General features: G+C 68.4%; 12 protein-coding genes and 1 tRNA gene. 9 read left to right on the plus strand and 4 right to left on the minus strand.

The features are described from left to right. Nucleotides 1-310 precede the first annotated feature (310 nt). Both fdxA and mutS read right to left on the minus strand, forming a co-directional pair. A complete protein-coding gene (gene fdxA, locus D107_RS0106675) occupies nt 311-634 on the minus strand; it encodes a ferredoxin FdxA (RefSeq protein ID WP_018866026.1) in 324 nt (107 codons plus the stop codon). A gap of 408 nt (nt 635-1,042) precedes the next feature. Further along, the gene (gene mutS, locus D107_RS0106680; protein WP_018881075.1) at nt 1,043-3,676 is read right to left on the minus strand and encodes a DNA mismatch repair protein MutS; all 2,634 of its coding nucleotides are present in this window, start codon (nt 3,674-3,676) and stop codon (nt 1,043-1,045) included. A 133-nt stretch (nt 3,677-3,809) separates the two neighbouring features. On the opposite strand from mutS, the gene D107_RS0106685 reads away from it, so the two are divergent. From D107_RS0106685 to D107_RS0106725, 9 genes are all read left to right on the plus strand, one after another. Continuing rightward, on the plus strand, nt 3,810-4,112 hold the full coding sequence (locus D107_RS0106685) for a PilZ domain-containing protein (protein WP_018866028.1): 303 nt from the start codon (nt 3,810-3,812) through the stop codon (nt 4,110-4,112). Nucleotides 4,113-4,119: 7 nt separating this feature from the next. Beyond that, nucleotides 4,120-4,653, plus strand: a complete 534-nt coding sequence (locus D107_RS0106690; protein WP_018881076.1) for a CinA family protein — start codon at nt 4,120-4,122, stop codon at nt 4,651-4,653. Nucleotides 4,654-4,797: 144 nt separating this feature from the next. Continuing rightward, nucleotides 4,798-5,844 carry a recombinase RecA gene (gene recA / locus D107_RS0106695; RefSeq protein WP_018877669.1) on the plus strand — a complete coding sequence of 349 codons (1,047 nt, stop codon included), beginning with the start codon at nt 4,798-4,800 and terminating at the stop codon, nt 5,842-5,844. Next, the gene (locus D107_RS0106700) at nt 5,819-6,307 is read left to right on the plus strand and encodes a regulatory protein RecX (RefSeq protein ID WP_018881077.1); all 489 of its coding nucleotides are present in this window, start codon (nt 5,819-5,821) and stop codon (nt 6,305-6,307) included. Before recA ends, D107_RS0106700 begins: the two co-directional genes overlap by 26 nt. Before the next feature lie 378 nt (nt 6,308-6,685). Beyond that, entirely contained in the window at nt 6,686-6,976 is a 291-nt protein-coding gene (locus tag D107_RS0106705) for a GIY-YIG nuclease family protein (protein ID WP_018879583.1), read from the plus strand. Nucleotides 6,977-7,366: 390 nt separating this feature from the next. Further along, the gene (gene alaS / locus D107_RS0106710; protein WP_018881078.1) at nt 7,367-9,976 is read left to right on the plus strand and encodes an alanine--tRNA ligase; all 2,610 of its coding nucleotides are present in this window, start codon (nt 7,367-7,369) and stop codon (nt 9,974-9,976) included. A gap of 329 nt (nt 9,977-10,305) precedes the next feature. After that, on the plus strand, nt 10,306-11,550 hold the full coding sequence (locus D107_RS0106715; RefSeq protein WP_018866033.1) for an aspartate kinase: 1,245 nt from the start codon (nt 10,306-10,308) through the stop codon (nt 11,548-11,550). Between the two features lie 68 nt (nt 11,551-11,618). Then, a complete protein-coding gene (gene csrA, locus D107_RS0106720) occupies nt 11,619-11,876 on the plus strand; it encodes a carbon storage regulator CsrA (protein ID WP_026279180.1) in 258 nt (85 codons plus the stop codon). Between the two features lie 93 nt (nt 11,877-11,969). Continuing rightward, nucleotides 11,970-12,060, plus strand: a tRNA-Ser gene (locus D107_RS0106725). Nucleotides 12,061-12,470: 410 nt separating this feature from the next. Here D107_RS0106725 and cydC read toward each other — a convergent pair. Both cydC and cydD read right to left on the minus strand, forming a co-directional pair. Beyond that, a complete protein-coding gene (gene cydC, locus D107_RS0106730; protein WP_018881079.1) occupies nt 12,471-14,144 on the minus strand; it encodes a thiol reductant ABC exporter subunit CydC in 1,674 nt (557 codons plus the stop codon). Then, entirely contained in the window at nt 14,137-15,756 is a 1,620-nt protein-coding gene (gene cydD, locus D107_RS0106735) for a thiol reductant ABC exporter subunit CydD (RefSeq protein WP_018881080.1), read from the minus strand. Before cydD ends, cydC begins: the two co-directional genes overlap by 8 nt. Between the last annotated feature and the right edge of the window lie 7 nt (nt 15,757-15,763).

The following is a 15,763-nucleotide window of genomic DNA, read 5'->3' on the forward strand; positions in this document are numbered from 1 at the left end:
GACAACCATCGCCCAGCATCCACGCGAGATGGGCAAACGGGGTCCAACTGGTTCTGGGCAGAGGCGTATTGGGGCCGCAAGGCTTCGAGTGCCCAGGACGTGCGGTATCGCAGATCGGCGTATGGCTACGTGCTCGTTCATGGCGCCCGGGCTGGCCGATGAGACGATTACCCCGGCGGCAGGTGTGGCGGTTGGTGGAGGCGGAGGATCGCACCACAGCCGCCGGGCGGCCCTGCGGGCCGGCCCGGTGTACTGCGGTTACGCGGACGGCCCGGGGTTCGGGATCCGCAGGGTATGTTGGGGTGGAGTCTCAGCGTTCCAGGTACTGCAGCTTGTTCTCGACGCCGTCCCATTCTTCGGCATCTTCCGGAGGGTCCTTGCGCGCGGTGATCACCGGCCAGGTGCGGGCCAGCTCGGCGTTCAGCTCTATGAAGTGCATCTGATCCTCTGGCACGTCGTCCTCTGGCAGTATGGCTTCGGCCGGGCATTCCGGTTCGCACAGGGTGCAGTCGATGCACTCGTCCGGATCGATGGCTAGGAAGTTCGGGCCTTCATGGAAGCAGTCGACGGGGCAGACCTCGACGCAGTCGGTGTACTTGCACTTGATGCAGTTATCGATAACGACGAACGTCATGGTGTTTCTCCCTTTTCATTCAGTCTTGTGACCGGTCGTTTCCGCTGACCGGTCGGGCTGTGGCACCGCCAGCCGGCAGGATTTCGCCGCATTGTAACGCCTCCCCTGCGGCTGTCGGGAATCCCGGGCGAACCCTGGCCACATTCGGGGGGCTCGCGCCAGCGGCGGGCCGATTACCACGGCCCCTGCGGGGCCTCGCAATGACAGGGGAACCATCTCGACACCGCGAGGCATGGCCACCCCTCAACGCCTCATCGCAAGGCGCAACCATCCCCTTGACCCGTCATCGCGAGGAGCGAAGCGACGTGGCGATCTCCCGGGGCACCCCCGGCGCTGAGTCACTCCGGTGAATCCCGATGGTTCCGAACGTGATGGCCACGGCCCCTTCGGGACCGCGCAACGAGCGCGTCAATCCGGGTTGCGCAGGGCCTCCTTCATCCGGTACAGCGCGTCCAGCGCTTCGCGCGGGGACATATCGTCGGGGTCCAGGGTGTCGAACAGCGCCTTCAGGGCGCGTTCTTCCGGAGCCGTTTGCGGTTCCGGGTCGCTCGTCACCTCGGGTGGCGCGGGGGTGAACAGGCCGAGCTGGGGCGAGTCGGCGGCGGCCGCACGATCCTCCAGCTCGCGCAGGTGGGTGCGCGCAAGCTTCAGCACGTCGGCTGGAACACCGGCGAGCTGGGCGACCTGCAGGCCGTAGCTCTGGTTGGCGGGCCCCTCGCGGACCTGGTGCAGGAACACGATGCTGTGCTCGTGTTCCATGGCATCCGTATGTACGTTGGCGACGGCCGACTCGCGTTCGGCCAGCGCCGTCAGCTCGAAGTAGTGCGTGGCGAACAGGGTCAGGGCGCGATTGTGGCGCGTCAGGCGCTCGGCGCAGGCCAGCGCCAGGGCGAGGCCGTCGAAGGTGCTGGTGCCGCGCCCGATCTCGTCCATCAGCACCAGGCTTTCGGGACCGGCGTTGTGCAGGATATTCGCGGCTTCGGTCATCTCCACCATGAAGGTGGAGCGCCCGGAGGTCAGGTCGTCGGAGGCCCCGATGCGGGTGAAGATGCGGTCCACCGGCCCGATCTGCGCCCGCGCGGCCGGCACGAAGCTGCCCATGCAGGCCAGCAGCACGATCAGGGCCGTCTGGCGCATGTAGGTGGACTTGCCGCCCATGTTGGGCCCGGTGATCACCAGCAGGCGGCGCTCTTCGGGGTCCAGTTCGGTGTCGTTGGCGACAAACGGCGCGTCCAGACCGGCCTCCACGACGGGGTGGCGGCCCTGCTCGATGCGGATGCCGGGGTTCTCCACCAGTTCCGGGCAGTGCCAGTCCAGGCGCTGGGCGCGCTCGGCCAGGCAGGCGAGGGCGTCCAGTTCGGCGAGCGCGTCGGCGATGGCGCGCAGGCGCGGGGCGCGGCCCTGAAGCTCGGTGATCAGGCCCTCGAACAGGGCGCGCTCGCGGGCCATCGCCTGCTCGCGGGCGGAGAGGATCTCGTCCTCGAAGCGCTTGAGTTCCTCGGTGGTGTAGCGCTCGGCGTTCTTCAGGGTCTGGCGGCGCATGAAGCGTCCGGGCAGCTCCGCCGAGCGCGTGCGCGAGACCTCGATGTAGTAGCCGTGCACGCGGTTGTACGCGACCTTCAGGGTGGGGATGCCGGTGGCCTCGCGCTCGCGTGCCTCGATCTCGCGCAGGAACGAGTCGGCGTCGTGCTCCAGTGCGCGCAGGCGGTCCAGCTCGGCATCGAAGCCCGGCCGGATCATGCCCCCGTCGGTGACGCGCAGCGGGGGCTCCTCGACCAGCGCGGCGGCCAGAGTGGCGCTCAGGTCGGCCTCCGGGGCCAGGGCCTGATGCAGGGCCTGCAGGGCGTCGCTGTTCCCGGCCACGGGCGTCAGGGCCTGGTGCAGCGGCGGCAGGCGTTCGAGGCTCGCGAGCAGGGCGGTCAGGTCACGTGGGCGCGCGCTGCCGAGGACGATGCGCGACAGGATGCGTTCGACATCCGCACTGCCGGCCAGGGCCTCGCGCAGGGGCGTGGTGGCTCCGGCCTCCAGCAGCGCGGTGATCGCGGTCTGGCGCTCGCGGATGACGGCGCGGTCACGCAGCGGCTGGTGCAGCCACTGCAGCAGCCGGCGCGAACCCATCGCCGAGCGGGTGGTGTCCAGCAGGGCCAGCAGCGATCCCTGGCGTTCGCCGCCGAGCGTCCGGGTCAGTTCCAGGTTGCGGCGGGTCGCCGGGTCCAGCACCAGCATCTGGCTGCGCAGTTCGTGCGCCAGGCCGGTGATGTGGGCGAGATCGCCGCGATAGCGGTTCTGCACGTAGGCGAGCAGGGCGCCAGCGGCGGCGATGCCGAGGTCGAGGCCATCGCAGCCGAAGCCGGAGAGGTCGCGGGTGCCGAAGTGTGTGGTGAGCACGCGGCGCGCGGAGACGCCGTCGAAGTGCCAGTCCGCGTGGCGTTGCGGCGCGAATCCGTCGATCCCGGGGATCGGCGCTGCCTGATCGGGGATCAGGCATTCCACCGGGTCCAGGCGCGCCAGCTCGGCGGCGAGCTCGGTCGCATCGCGCACCTCCAGCAGGCGGAACTGGCCGCTGGCGAACTCCAGGCTGGCGATCCCGTAGCCCTCCTTGCGGCCCTTGATCGCGGCCGAGCCGGCGGGACAGACGGCAACCAGCCGGTTGATGCTGCGGGCCTCCAGCAGGGCCTCTTCGGTAACCGTGCCGGGGGTGACGATGCGCACCACCTCGCGTTTGACCGGGCCCTTCTGCGCGCCTACCGCGCCGGTCTGCTCGCAGATGGCCACGCTCTCACCCAGCTTCAGCAGGCGCGAGAGATAGCTCTCCAGGGTGTGCACCGGGATGCCGGCCATGGGGATCGGCTGCCCGGCGGACTCGCCGCGCCGGGTCAGGGTGATGTCGAGCAGCGACGCGGCGCGTTCGGCGTCGTCGTAGAACAGCTCGTAGAAATCGCCCATGCGATAGAGCAGCAGCGTGTCCGGGTACTCGGCCTTGATGCCGAGGTACTGCTGCATCATCGGCGTATGGGCAGAAAGGGGTTCGGCGGTGCTCATCGGTTCGGCGGCGCTCGATCCGGGCAAACGCGCAGTATACGGATGCAGCGCGCCACATGGCAGGTGGGTCTGGCCTGGTAGTTGTGCCACACTCGAGGCCGTGCGGCGGACGCCACGTCAGGGAGGGGCGAACATGATCGGGGAAGAGGATCGGCGCAATCATCGGCGGATGCAGGTGCAGGGCGAGGCGCGCATGACCTGGCGGTCCAGTGGCGAGTCGGTCGCCGTGCAGCTGGAGGACCTGTCGGCGACGGGCTGTGCGTTCGTGGTCCAGCGCGAGACCGACCCGGGGGTTGATGTCAGCGTGGTGGTACCGAGTCCCGACGGCCGACTAGCGGGGCTGGAACGCCACGGTCGCGTGGTGCGCTGCGACGCCGTCGATCCGGCCGATGGCGGCGGCTGGCGGGTTGCGGTCGCCTTCGATACGGAGGGATGATCGCGCCATGACCGCCGCATCCAGCAGCACGATCCCGACTTCGGGGGAAGCCGACGCCCCCGGCCTCTCCGCGCTGGTGTACGACCTGGGCGAGCGCCTGATGGCACGGGGCGAGCGTCTGTGCACCGTGGAATCCTGCACCGGTGGCGGCATCGCCCAGGCGATGACCGATATCCCGGGCAGCTCGCAATGGTTCGAATGCGGCTGGGTCGCGTACTCCAACGCGGCCAAGACGGCGATGGTCGGGGTTCCGGCCGAACTGATCGCGGAACACGGCGCGGTCAGCGAGGCCGTGGCCCGCGCGATGGTCGAGGGCGCACTGGCCCGCTGCGATGCGGATCATGCGCTCTCGGTCACCGGGATCGCCGGGCCCGGTGGCGGGACCGCGGACAAGCCGGTCGGTACGGTCTGCTTCGGCTGGCAGACGCGCGGCCAGGAGGTGCGCGTCGCGACCCGCCATTTCCCCGGCGAACGCCACGCCGTTCGTCTGCAGTCAATGCTCCACGCCCTGAGCGAACTGCTCGCCCACGAGGCGGCCTGACGCCGCTCGGGGCGGGTTTCGTGCCCGGCATTGATCCGCGCAGGATCCCGGGTTGGGTCGTTCCCCGCCCTGTGGGATACTGCGGCCCCGTATCCGCCCCGCAACGGATCGGAAATCATCGCTGCAAGTATCGGGAGGCAAACCGTGGACGAGAATCGCAAGAAGGCCCTGACCGCCGCACTGGGGCAGATCGAACGCCAATTCGGCAAGGGCGCGGTGATGCGCATGGGCGATCAGCAGGCGGTCGACGTCCCCGCGATCTCCACGGGCTCCCTGGCGCTGGACATCGCGCTGGGCATCGGCGGCGTGCCGCGCGGGCGCGTGGTCGAGATCTACGGGCCGGAGTCCTCGGGCAAGACGACCCTGACCCTGCAGGTGGTGGCCGAGGCGCAGAAGGTGGGCGGTACCGCCGCGTTCGTGGATGCCGAGCATGCGCTGGACCCGACCTACGCCGAGAAGCTGGGCGTGAACGTCGATGACCTGCTGGTCTCGCAGCCGGATACCGGTGAGCAGGCGCTGGAGATCGCCGACATGCTGGTGCGCTCCGGCGCGGTGGACGTGGTGATCGTCGACTCGGTGGCCGCGCTGACGCCCAAGGCCGAGATCGAGGGCGAGATGGGCGACTCCCACGTCGGCCTGCAGGCGCGCCTGATGTCGCAGGCGCTGCGCAAGCTGACCGCCAACATCAAGCGCTCCAACACGCTGGTCATCTTCATCAACCAGATCCGCATGAAGATCGGCGTGATGTTCGGCAGCCCCGAGACCACCACCGGCGGCAACGCGCTCAAGTTCTACTCCTCCGTGCGCATGGATATCCGCCGTATCGGCGCGATCAAGAAGGGCGACGAGGTGATCGGCAACGAGACCCGCGTGAAGGTCGTGAAGAACAAGATGGCACCCCCGTTCAAGGAGGCCTACTTCGAGATCCTCTATGGCGAGGGTATCTCGCGGGTCGGCGAGATCATCGAGATGGGCGTGAAGGAAGGCCTGATCGACAAGGCGGGTGCCTGGTACAGCTACAACGGCGAGCGTATCGGCCAGGGCAAGGAGAACGCCCGCCAGTACCTGAAGGACAACCCGCACATCGCCGAGGAAGTCGAGAAGACCCTGCGCGACCGCCTGCTGCCGAAGCGTAACAAGGCCGCGGCGGAGGACGAGCCGGTCGATGCCCCGGTCGAGGAGCAAGGCTGACCCGGCCGACCCGGAGGCCGCGCTGGAGGCGGGCCTGCGGTTGCTGGTCCGGCGCGAACACTCCGCGCTGGAGCTGAGCCGCAAGCTGGCCGAGCGTGGGTTCGAGCGGGATGCGGTTGATACCGCGCTCGAGCGCGCGCGCGAGCTCGACTACCTGAGCGACACCCGCTACGCGGATTTCATCGCCCGCCACCGCACGGAGCAGGGCTACGGCGAACAGCGCATCCGCGCCGAACTCGCCCACAACGGTATCGGCAGCGATACCGTCAATGCCGCCCTCGATGCCCTGGAGGTCGACTGGACCGATCAGGCCCGCGGCCAGCTCGAACGCCACTTCCGCCACCCCCCCGAGACCCGCGAGGACGAGGCCCGCATGCTCCGCCACCTGGCCGGCCGCGGCTTCCCCGGCGGCGTCGCCCACCAGGCCCTCGCCGCCTGGAAAGACGACGCTGGTATCTCCTGACCGATTGCTTCGTCGCTTCGCTCCTCGCAATGACGGGTTTGGAGGAACGTCATTGCGAGGAGCGAAGCGACGAAGCAATCCCCGAGAGAACCACCAGATCCGGGGTCTGGCCGGACCCAGCCGATTGCCACGGACCCTTTGGGGGCCTCGCAATGACGTATTTCTGACCCCGTCATTGCGAGGAGCCCCGCGACGAAGCAATCTGTGTCCAGAGCCACCCGACCCAGACGCCGAGTGATCCACCAGCGATTGCCACGGCCCCTTCGGGGCCTCGCAATGACGTCCTTGTGTTGGGGGCACGCTAGTGTCTCGGTGGTGAATGGCCGAAAGGATTCTCGGCCGCTGAGTACCAATGTGCAGTCGCCCAGGGAGGGAGCGATGAAACAACCCTGTGTCTACATCATGAGCAACCGTCGTGACGGGACCCTCTACGTGGGTGTGACCAGCAACCTGGTGCAGCGGGTCTGGCAGCATCGCTCGGGAGAGGTATCCGGGTTCACCAGCCGCTACGGTCTGCATCGGCTCGTCTGGTTCGAGCAATGCGTGGAGATGGAATCCGCGATTGAGCGCGAAAAGCAGCTGAAGGCGGGCCCGCGGCGCAGGAAGGTTGCGCTGATCGAGCAGGTGAACCCCGGGTGGCGGGATCTGTTCGACGACATCGTGGGTTGAACCCGACTGGGGAGGTCCTTGCCGATCGCTTCGTGGCCGCGCTCCTCGCAATGACGGCGATCATGGTGCGTCATTGCGAGGCTGCGAAGAGGGCGTGGCACTCGACCAGGCCAGGCCAGAATCGGGATCGGGGGGTTCCGTAAAGCGATTGCTTCGCTACGCTCGCAATGACGGGACAAAGACGACGTCATTGCGAGGCGCAACGCGACGAAGCAATCTGCATCCACGGCCACCTGATCCAGGCGTCGAGTGACCCACCGACGATTGCCACGGTCCCTTCGGGGCCTCGCAATGAGGGGCAACATGGCCCGAAGGCGGGCCCGGCAATACGCGGCTGGGGCGCTTGCGTGATAGCATTCCGGGTTTGACCCCAACGCTCACCGGAACCGCATGAAAAGCGCCGACATTCGCCGGAGTTTCCTCGAATTCTTTGAAGGGCATGGCCATACGATCGTGCCGTCCAGCCCGCTGGTACCGGGCAATGATCCCACGTTGCTGTTTACCAACGCGGGCATGGTGCAGTTCAAGGATGTGTTCCTCGGGCGCGAGAAGCGTCCGTATACCCGGGCGGTGTCCACGCAGCGCTGCGTGCGCGCGGGCGGCAAGCACAACGACCTCGAGAACGTCGGCTATACCGCGCGCCACCACACGTTCTTCGAGATGCTGGGCAACTTCAGCTTCGGCGACTACTTCAAGCGCGACGCGATCCACTACGCCTGGCAGTTCCTGACCGAGTCCATTGGCCTGCCGCCGGAGAAGCTGTGGGTCACGGTCTACGAGACCGACGACGACGCCTACAGCGTCTGGGCGAACGAGATCCAGGTGCCGGCCGAGCGCATCATCCGCATAGGCGACGACCCCGATGGCGGTTCCGACAACTTCTGGCAGATGGGCGATACCGGCCCCTGCGGCCCCTGCACCGAGGTGTTCTACGACCACGGTCCGGAGGTCGAGGGCGGCCCGCCCGGCTCCCCGGACGAGGACGGCGATCGCTACATCGAGATCTGGAATCTGGTGTTCATGCAGTACGACCGCGACGCGGACGGCACGCTGAACCCGCTGCCACGCCCGTCCGTCGATACCGGTATGGGACTGGAGCGCCTGGCCGCCGTGCTGCAGGGCGTGCACTCCAACTACGAGATCGACCTGTTCCAGGACCTGATCGCGGCCGCCGCGCGCGTGACCGGGGCGAGGGAAAAGGATTCCGCCTCGCTGCGCGTGATCGCCGACCACATCCGTTCCATTGCCTTCCTGATTACCGACGGCGTGCTGCCGTCGAACGAGGGCCGCGGCTACGTGTTGCGCCGCATCATCCGCCGCGCCGCGCGCCATGGCTTCAAGGTGGGCGCGCAGGACGCCTTCCTCTACCAGATGGTCGGCGACCTGGTGCGCGCGATGGGCGAGGCCTTCCCGGAGCTGGCCGAGGCGCAGGCGCAGGTCGAGAAGGTGCTGGAGAAGGAGGAACGCAAGTTCCTGGAGACGCTCGACAAGGGCATGAAGATCCTCGAGGACGACCTGCGCGATCTCGAGGGCCAGGTGATCCCGGGCGAGACCATCTTCCTGCTGTATGACACCTATGGCTTCCCGGTGGACCTGACCGGCGATATCGCCCGCGAGCGCGGCCTGGAGCTGGACATGGCGGGCTTCGAGTCCGCGATGGCCGACCAGCGCGCCCGGGCCCGCGCCGCCAGCCACTTCTCCATGGACGACGGCGGCCTGCCGCAGGTCGATCTCGAGACCACATTCTCCGGCTACGAGACCGTCGACGACGAGGGTCGCGTGGTCGCGCTGTACCAGAACGGCGAGCCGGTCGAACGACTCGAGGTCGGCGCCGAAGGCCTGGTGGTACTGGACCGCACGCCGTTCTACGGCGAGTCCGGCGGCCAGGTGGGCGATGTCGGCACGCTCAGTGGCTCCGGCGTGCGCTTCCAGGTCGCTGATACCCGCAAGCAGGGCGCGGCGCACATCCATGTCGGCCAGGTCCGCGCCGGCACGCTGGAGGTCGGCCAGACGCTGCAGGCCGCGGTGGAAGGCCCGCGCCGCGAGAACATCCGTCGACATCACTCGGCGACCCACCTGCTGCACAAGGCCCTGCGCGACCAGTTGGGCGACCACGTCCAGCAGAAAGGTTCGCTGGTGGACCCGGAGCGCCTGCGCTTCGACTTCACCCACATGGAGCCGCTGACCGACGAGCAGCTGCGTGCCATCGAGGCCCAGGTGAACGCCGAGATCCTGGCCAACGAGGCCACCGATACCCGCGTGATGGACATCGAGTCGGCGATGGAGTCCGGCGCGGTCGCGCTGTTCGGCGAGAAGTACGGCGATCAGGTCCGGGTGCTGAAGATTGGCACCTCCGTGGAGCTGTGCGGCGGCACGCATGTGGATCGTACCGGCGACATCGGCCTGTTCCGCATCACCTCCGAGGGCGGGGTGGCGGCCAGTATTCGCCGTATCGAGGCGGTGGCCGGCGAGGTGGCGCTGCGCTGGGTCGACCAGCAGCTCGGGTACCTGGATGCGATCGCCGATCGCCTGCGCGCCGGGCGTGGCGAGGCGGCCGACAAGGTCGCCCAGTTGCAGGAGCGCTCGCGCGAACTGGAAAAGCAGATCGAACAGCTCAAGGGCAAGTTGGCCAGCCAGGCCGGCAGCGATCTGGCCTCGCAGGCGCAGGAGGTCGGCGGCGTGCAGGTGCTGGCCGCGAAGGTCGAAGGCGTGGAGCCCAAGGCCCTGCGCGACATGGTCGACCAGCTCAAGCAGAAACTCGGCAAGGCGGTCGTGGTCCTGGGTACCGCCACCGGCGAGGGCAAGGTCAGCCTGGTGGCCGGCGTCACCAAGGCCGAGACCGGCCAGTTCAAGGCCGGCGACCTGGTCGGTCATGTCGCCGCGCAGGTGGACGGCAAGGGCGGCGGCCGCCCGGACATGGCGATGGCTGGCGGTCAGAGCCCGGACAAGCTGGATGCCGCGCTGGCCTCGGTCGCCGACTGGGTACGCGAACGGGCCTGACGGTTTCCGTCACTAGCACGCCCGTCATCGCGAGGTGCGCAGCGCGGTGGCGATCTCCAGGCGGTGGCCCCGGCGCTGGAAGGCGGGTGGTTCCGGTGGCTTCGGACGGCGGTTGCCGCGGCCCCTGACGGGGCCTCGCAACGACGGTGGTCTTGTCATCGCGAGGCGCGCAGCGCCGCGGCGATCTCCTTGGGATAGCGCCGCCGCTGACGGGCCTCGCAACGACGGATATTTTGTTGTCTAATGGTGGCCTTTTAAGTAAACGCTAATGGATGGGGTGCGCCCTGTCCGGACGGCCGCAAGGGCCGGGCACGGAACGGAATCTTCAAATGGCGTTGCTGGTACTCAAATTTGGCGGCACCTCGGTGGGCTCGCCCGAACGCATCCAGGCGGTCGCGGAACGCGCCCTGAAACTGCGCGAGGAAGGGCACCAGCTGGTGATCGTGGTCTCCGCGATGAGCGGCGAGACCGATCGTCTGCTGGGGCTCGCCCACGCGCTGAACCCGCGGGCGGATGGCCGCGAGCTGGACGTGCTGCTGTCCACCGGCGAGCAGGTCACCATCGCGCTGCTGGCGATGGCGCTGGAGGCGCGCGGCTGCGACGCGCGCTCCTACACCGGCGCGCAGGTGACCATCCGCACCGACAGCGCGCATAACAAGGCGCGCATCCGCAGCATCGACGATGCCCGCGTGCGGGGCGACTTGGACGCCGGGCGCGTGGTGGTCGTGGCCGGTTTCCAGGGCGTGGACGAACACGGTGCGATCACCACCCTGGGCCGGGGGGGCTCGGATACCACCGCAGTCGCGCTGGCCGCGGCGCTCAAGGCCGACGAGTGCCGCATCTACACGGATGTCGACGGCGTCTACACCACCGATCCGCGCCTGGTCCCGAATGCCCGCCGGTTGCACAGCATCACCTTCGAGGAGATGCTGGAGATGGCAAGCCTCGGTTCCAAGGTGCTGCAGATCCGGGCGGTGGAATTCGCCGGCAAGTACAACGTCCCGTTACGAGTGCTGTCCTCGTTCGAGGAAGGACCGGGGACCCTGATTACCACGGAGGAGGATGCGCAGGTGGAACAGGCGCTGGTTGCGGGTATCGCGTTCAATCAGAACGAGGCCCAGCTGACGATTCAGGGCGTCCCCGATCAGCCGGGGGTCGCGCATCGCATCCTCGGCCCGATCGCGGAGGCCAATATCGAGGTGGACATGATCGTGCAGAACGTGGGCGCGGATCAGACCACCGACTTCACCTTTACGGTTCATCGCAACGACTACGACAAGGCCCTCGAGATCCTGCAGGCGGCGGCCAGGGACCTCAACGCCCGCGAGGTCGCCGGCGACACCCACATCGTCAAGATCTCCGTGGTGGGCGTCGGCATGCGCTCGCACGCCGGCATCGCCAGCAAGATGTTCGAGGCCCTGTCGCGCGAAACCATCAACATCCGGATGATCTCCACCTCGGAAATCAAGATCTCCGTGGTGGTGGATGAGAAGTACCTCGAACTTGCGGTACGTGCATTGCACGATGCATTTGAACTCGAACACGACCCTGCCGGTCAACAGGAGGACGGTTAAGGATGACAGACCGTAAAACGGTTACCGGACGACCGACTCCGTCCGACACAGGCACTGCGGAGAAGAGCATGCTCATTTTGACTCGACGTGTGGGCGAGACCCTCATGATCGGCGAGGATGTGTCCGTCACCGTCCTGGGGGTCAAGGGCAATCAGGTCCGCATCGGCATCAACGCACCTCAGGACGTCGCGGTTCATCGCGAGGAGATCTTTCAGCGCATCCAGCGCGAATCGAACGTCGCCGGCGGTGACGGCGGCGGGGAGAACTCCGGTGGCGGTGGTAGTACCGGGGCCGGGGGTGTGGCCGCAGGCGCACGCGACGACTGAACCCTCGGCAGGCAATGTCAGGGCCCGGAGGCGGATCACCGCCTGCGGGCCTTTCATTTGGCCGCCCAAGAACGTATCCTGTGCCGCGTTTCCGGAGAGTTGGCCGAGCGGTCGAAGGCGCTCCCCTGCTAAGGGAGTATGGGTCAAAAGCCCATCGAGGGTTCGAATCCCTCACTCTCCGCCAAATCCTGTGAAGGGGCCCAACTGGCTCCTTTCGCACGTCTGGCCCCAGCATTTCCGGGATTCGAACCCGAGATATGAGAACGATGGTTCGACCGGTGGCGCGTAGCGACACCGGAACGCCGCAGCGCAGCGAAGGCGGCCCGAAGGGCGACCGGCGCAGCCGGGCGTAATCCTCACTCTCCGCCAAATCCTGTGAAGGGGCCCAAGTGGCCCCTTTCGCACGTCTGGCCCCCGAGATTTCCGGGATTCGGCCCCGAGATGGAAGACCGGTGGTTCGAGCGGCGCCGCCTCACGGCGCCAGCATGGCGGAGCGCAGCCGCCCGTCACCCCTCACGCTCCATATTCTCCAGCGAAGAAGCCCGCGCGGTTCTGTTCGCATTTCGGCGGCCGGGGTATCCCTTCGGTCCGGGTTCAGGAGGGGGCGGGGCGGCCGAGATCGAGGCGGGGCCAGTCGCGCGGCAGGGATTCCGGGGCGTGGGTCACGAGCAGGCACTGGCGCTGGTTCAGCCACGGGCCGATGCGGGGCAGCACGCGCTCGAGAGTCCTCGGGTCGAGTCCGGCGAAGGGTTCATCGAGCAGGACGACGGGACGGTCCTGAAGGAGGATCGCCGCCAGGGCGAGCCGGCGCCGCTGGCCGCCGGAGAGGTACGAGCCAGCTTCGCCGATGCGGTAGTCCAGACCTTCTTCCGTGCCACGCACGGCGTTCGCCAGATCCACCTGCTCCAGAGCCTCCCACAGGGCCGCATCGCTGAGAGGCGTGTGACGCGGCTCCAGGATGTCGCGGAGGGAGGTGTCCGGCAGTTGCAGCCCCTGAGGCAGGTAGCTGAGATGGCGGTACCGGGTGTCGGCCGAGATTCGATCGAGATCGTCGCCGCCAAGCGCGATGCGCCCGGTCAGGGGCGGCAGTTCGCCGGCGAGGGTGTCCAGCAGCGTGCTCTTGCCGCGCCCGCTGGCCCCGCTGATCACCAGCGGACGGCCGCGCGCGGGGGCGAGGTCCAGGGGGCCGAGCAGCGGGCGTTCGCGGTGAAAGCCGATGGTCAGGCCGTGGGCCTGCAGCACGGGGGCGTGGTCGGCAGGGGCCGGGCGTGCGGCTCCTGCCGGGGCCTGCCCGGCTGCTTCGAGATGCTGCACGCGCCCGGCGGCCTTCAGGCTCTCGCCGGCACGCCACCACGCCCCGGGCAGGCTGCCGAGGACCTCGCCCAATCCCAGGGTCATCAGCGGCAGCAGTACCGCCACAGGCGCGCTCAGGGTCCCGTCGCGGTACCAGCCCAGGGCGAGGACCAGCATCAGCAGCGCGGATGCGCCGACCACGGCCTGCACGGCCTGTTCGGACCCGACGCCAAATGTCTCCTGGGCGCGTTGCTGGCGCGCGTAGGTCGCGTTCTCGCGGCGCAGCGAGGCCTCGTGTTCGCGGGCCCGGTCGTAGGCCAGAAGCTCGGCCAGGCCGCCAATGTAGTCGAACAGCCCGATGCGTTCGCGCGCCCGGGCCTGCACCAGCGCCTGGCTGCGGCGCTGCCCGGCCAGTGCAAGCAGCGCGGAGACGGCAAGTGTTGCAAGACCGGAGACGGCGAGCACGGCCGCGGCGGGCCAGGGCGCCAGCCAGATGGCGATGACCAGCGTGACCACGAGGGTGATGGCCGCGGCGACCATCGGTCCGACCACCCGCAGGGGCATCCCATCGAGGGTGTCGATGTCGCTGGTCAGGCGGGTCTGCAGGTCGCCACTGCGGTAGGCGCGAACGCGTGCCATGGGCAGTGCGGCGAGCCCGCGGAAGCTGTGGCCGCGCAGATCGGCCAGGCTGCGCAGCACCGCCTCGTGACTGACCAGACGCTCGAAATAGCGTGCCAGGGTGCGGCTGATCGCGGCGGTACGGATGCCACCGGACGGTACGTAGAGGTCCAGGGTGGCCAGAAGTCCGGCGCCGGCCAGCGCGGTCGCGGTGATAAACCAGCCGGACAGCGCCAGCAGGGCGATCCCGGCGATCCAGGTCAATGCCAGCAGGCCCCAGGCGCCCCAGTACCAGACGCGGCGCCGGCGGAAGACGCGGTGCAGAAAGGCGAGGTTGGCGCGGGTTTCGTCACGCATGGGGTGTCTCCGGCGTGACCGGCGCCAGCTCCAGCTGTTGCGGGCAGCGCCGGTGGATGGCGGCATGATGGCTCGCGATCACCAGCGTCAGGCCACGGGTGTCGGCCAGCCGGAACAGCGTGTCCAGGAGTGCCTCTTCGGTCTTCACGTCGAGCGCGCTGGTCGGTTCGTCGAGCAGCCAGAGGCGGTGCCCGGAGAGCAGTGCGCGCGCGACGGCGACCCGCTGGGCCTGGCCGCCGGAGAGGCCGTGCCGGGCCTCGCCGATGGCGGTGTCCAGGCCGTCGGGGAGCTCGGGCGCGTCGAGGGGTAACCCGGCCTGTTCCAGTGCCGTGGCCATCTCTGCATCGGGGATCATTGCGTGGCGGGCCAGCTGCAGGTTTTCGCGCAGGCTGCCGTGGAACAGATGGGCATCCTGGTCGATCCAGGCGAAATGGCGGGCCCGGGCATGGCGTTGAATGCGGCCCTCGGTGGGGGGCAGAAAGCCGGCACATACCGCCAGAAGGGTGGATTTTCCGCTGCCACTGGGGCCGGTCAGTGCGAGATGCGCCCCCGCTTGAATCTCGAGGTCGAGATGCTTGAGGACCGGTGTGCGCTGACCCGGGTAGTGCACCATCACATCCTCGAGTTTCAGCAAGGGGTCGGTCTCGTCCCCGCCGGTGACCTCGGTGACCGCGGCTGAAGCCTCGGCCCCGTTGGGCGAAGCAAGCGCGGGAGCGAGGCTCTCGGCGGCGGCCAGCGCACCGGCGCGGTCATGGTAGCTCTGGGCGAACTGGCGCAGGGGCAGGAAATACTCCGGCGCCAGCAGCAGGATGAACAACCCGGTGAACAGGGTGATGTCCCCGGCCGGGCCATAGTCGATGGCGCCGAACAGGGCGAAGCCGATGTAGATCGCGACCATGCCGATCGCGACCGCGCTGAAGAACTCCATGATCGCCGAGGACAGGAATGCGACCCGGAGGGTGCGCATGGTCAGGCGGCGTTGCTGGTGGCTGCGCTCGACGACCTCGATCTCGGTGGCCGTGATGGCGCGGGCCCGGCGCAGCCAGTCCAGGCTGCGGATGCGGTCGAGGAAGTGCCCCGCCAGACGGTTGGCCTCCTCTTGCTGACGCCGGTGGATCTGTTCCGCACCCATGCCGACGATCGCCATGAACGCCGGAATCAGCGGGGCGGCGAGCAGCAACAGCAGGGCGGCGAGCCAGTCCAGCCAGAAGGCCGCGGCCAGAATGGCCAGTGGCGTCAGGATGACCGCCTGGCGGGCCGGCAGGTAACGCGCATAGTAGCCGGTCAGGTCATCCACCCGCGTCTGGAACTGCTCCGCCCAGGCGCCCGCGGTCGTCTGTCCGGCCAGGCGCGCGGGCCCGGCATGCCGGACCTGTTGCAGGAGATCGGTGCGCAGCTGCTGCTTGACCGCAAAGGCGAGGCGGTGTCCCGCCAGGTCGCGCAGGGCCTGGGCGGCATAGCGCAGACCGAGCAAGGCGAGGCCGCCCAGCAGGATGCCCGGCAGGTACGGGGGGGCGGCGGCGAACAGCGTGCCGTGCACCGCCCAGGCCACGAGCCCCGCCAGCGCAATGGTCGCCAGCGTGGCCACCAGCGTGCTGGCGGCACTGAGCACCAGCCAG

Source organism: Thioalkalivibrio sp. ALE30 (assembly GCF_000377465.1).
Classification (GTDB): Bacteria; Pseudomonadota; Gammaproteobacteria; order Ectothiorhodospirales; family Ectothiorhodospiraceae; genus Thioalkalivibrio.

What these genes read in the sequence shown, in the direction of transcription:
- fdxA (WP_018866026.1), bottom strand. Translation starts at nt 634, where the DNA reads ATGACGTTCGTCGTTATCGATAACTGCATCAAGTGCAAGTACACCGAC.
- mutS (WP_018881075.1), bottom strand. Translation starts at nt 3,676, where the DNA reads ATGAGCACCGCCGAACCCCTTTCTGCCCATACGCCGATGATGCAGCAG.
- D107_RS0106685 (WP_018866028.1), top strand. Translation starts at nt 3,810, where the DNA reads ATGATCGGGGAAGAGGATCGGCGCAATCATCGGCGGATGCAGGTGCAG.
- D107_RS0106690 (WP_018881076.1), top strand. Translation starts at nt 4,120, where the DNA reads ATGACCGCCGCATCCAGCAGCACGATCCCGACTTCGGGGGAAGCCGAC.
- D107_RS0106700 (WP_018881077.1), top strand. Translation starts at nt 5,819, where the DNA reads ATGCCCCGGTCGAGGAGCAAGGCTGACCCGGCCGACCCGGAGGCCGCG.
- D107_RS0106705 (WP_018879583.1), top strand. Translation starts at nt 6,686, where the DNA reads ATGAAACAACCCTGTGTCTACATCATGAGCAACCGTCGTGACGGGACC.
- alaS (WP_018881078.1), top strand. Translation starts at nt 7,367, where the DNA reads ATGAAAAGCGCCGACATTCGCCGGAGTTTCCTCGAATTCTTTGAAGGG.
- D107_RS0106715 (WP_018866033.1), top strand. Translation starts at nt 10,306, where the DNA reads ATGGCGTTGCTGGTACTCAAATTTGGCGGCACCTCGGTGGGCTCGCCC.
- csrA (WP_026279180.1), top strand. Translation starts at nt 11,619, where the DNA reads ATGCTCATTTTGACTCGACGTGTGGGCGAGACCCTCATGATCGGCGAG.
- cydC (WP_018881079.1), bottom strand. Translation starts at nt 14,144, where the DNA reads ATGCGTGACGAAACCCGCGCCAACCTCGCCTTTCTGCACCGCGTCTTC.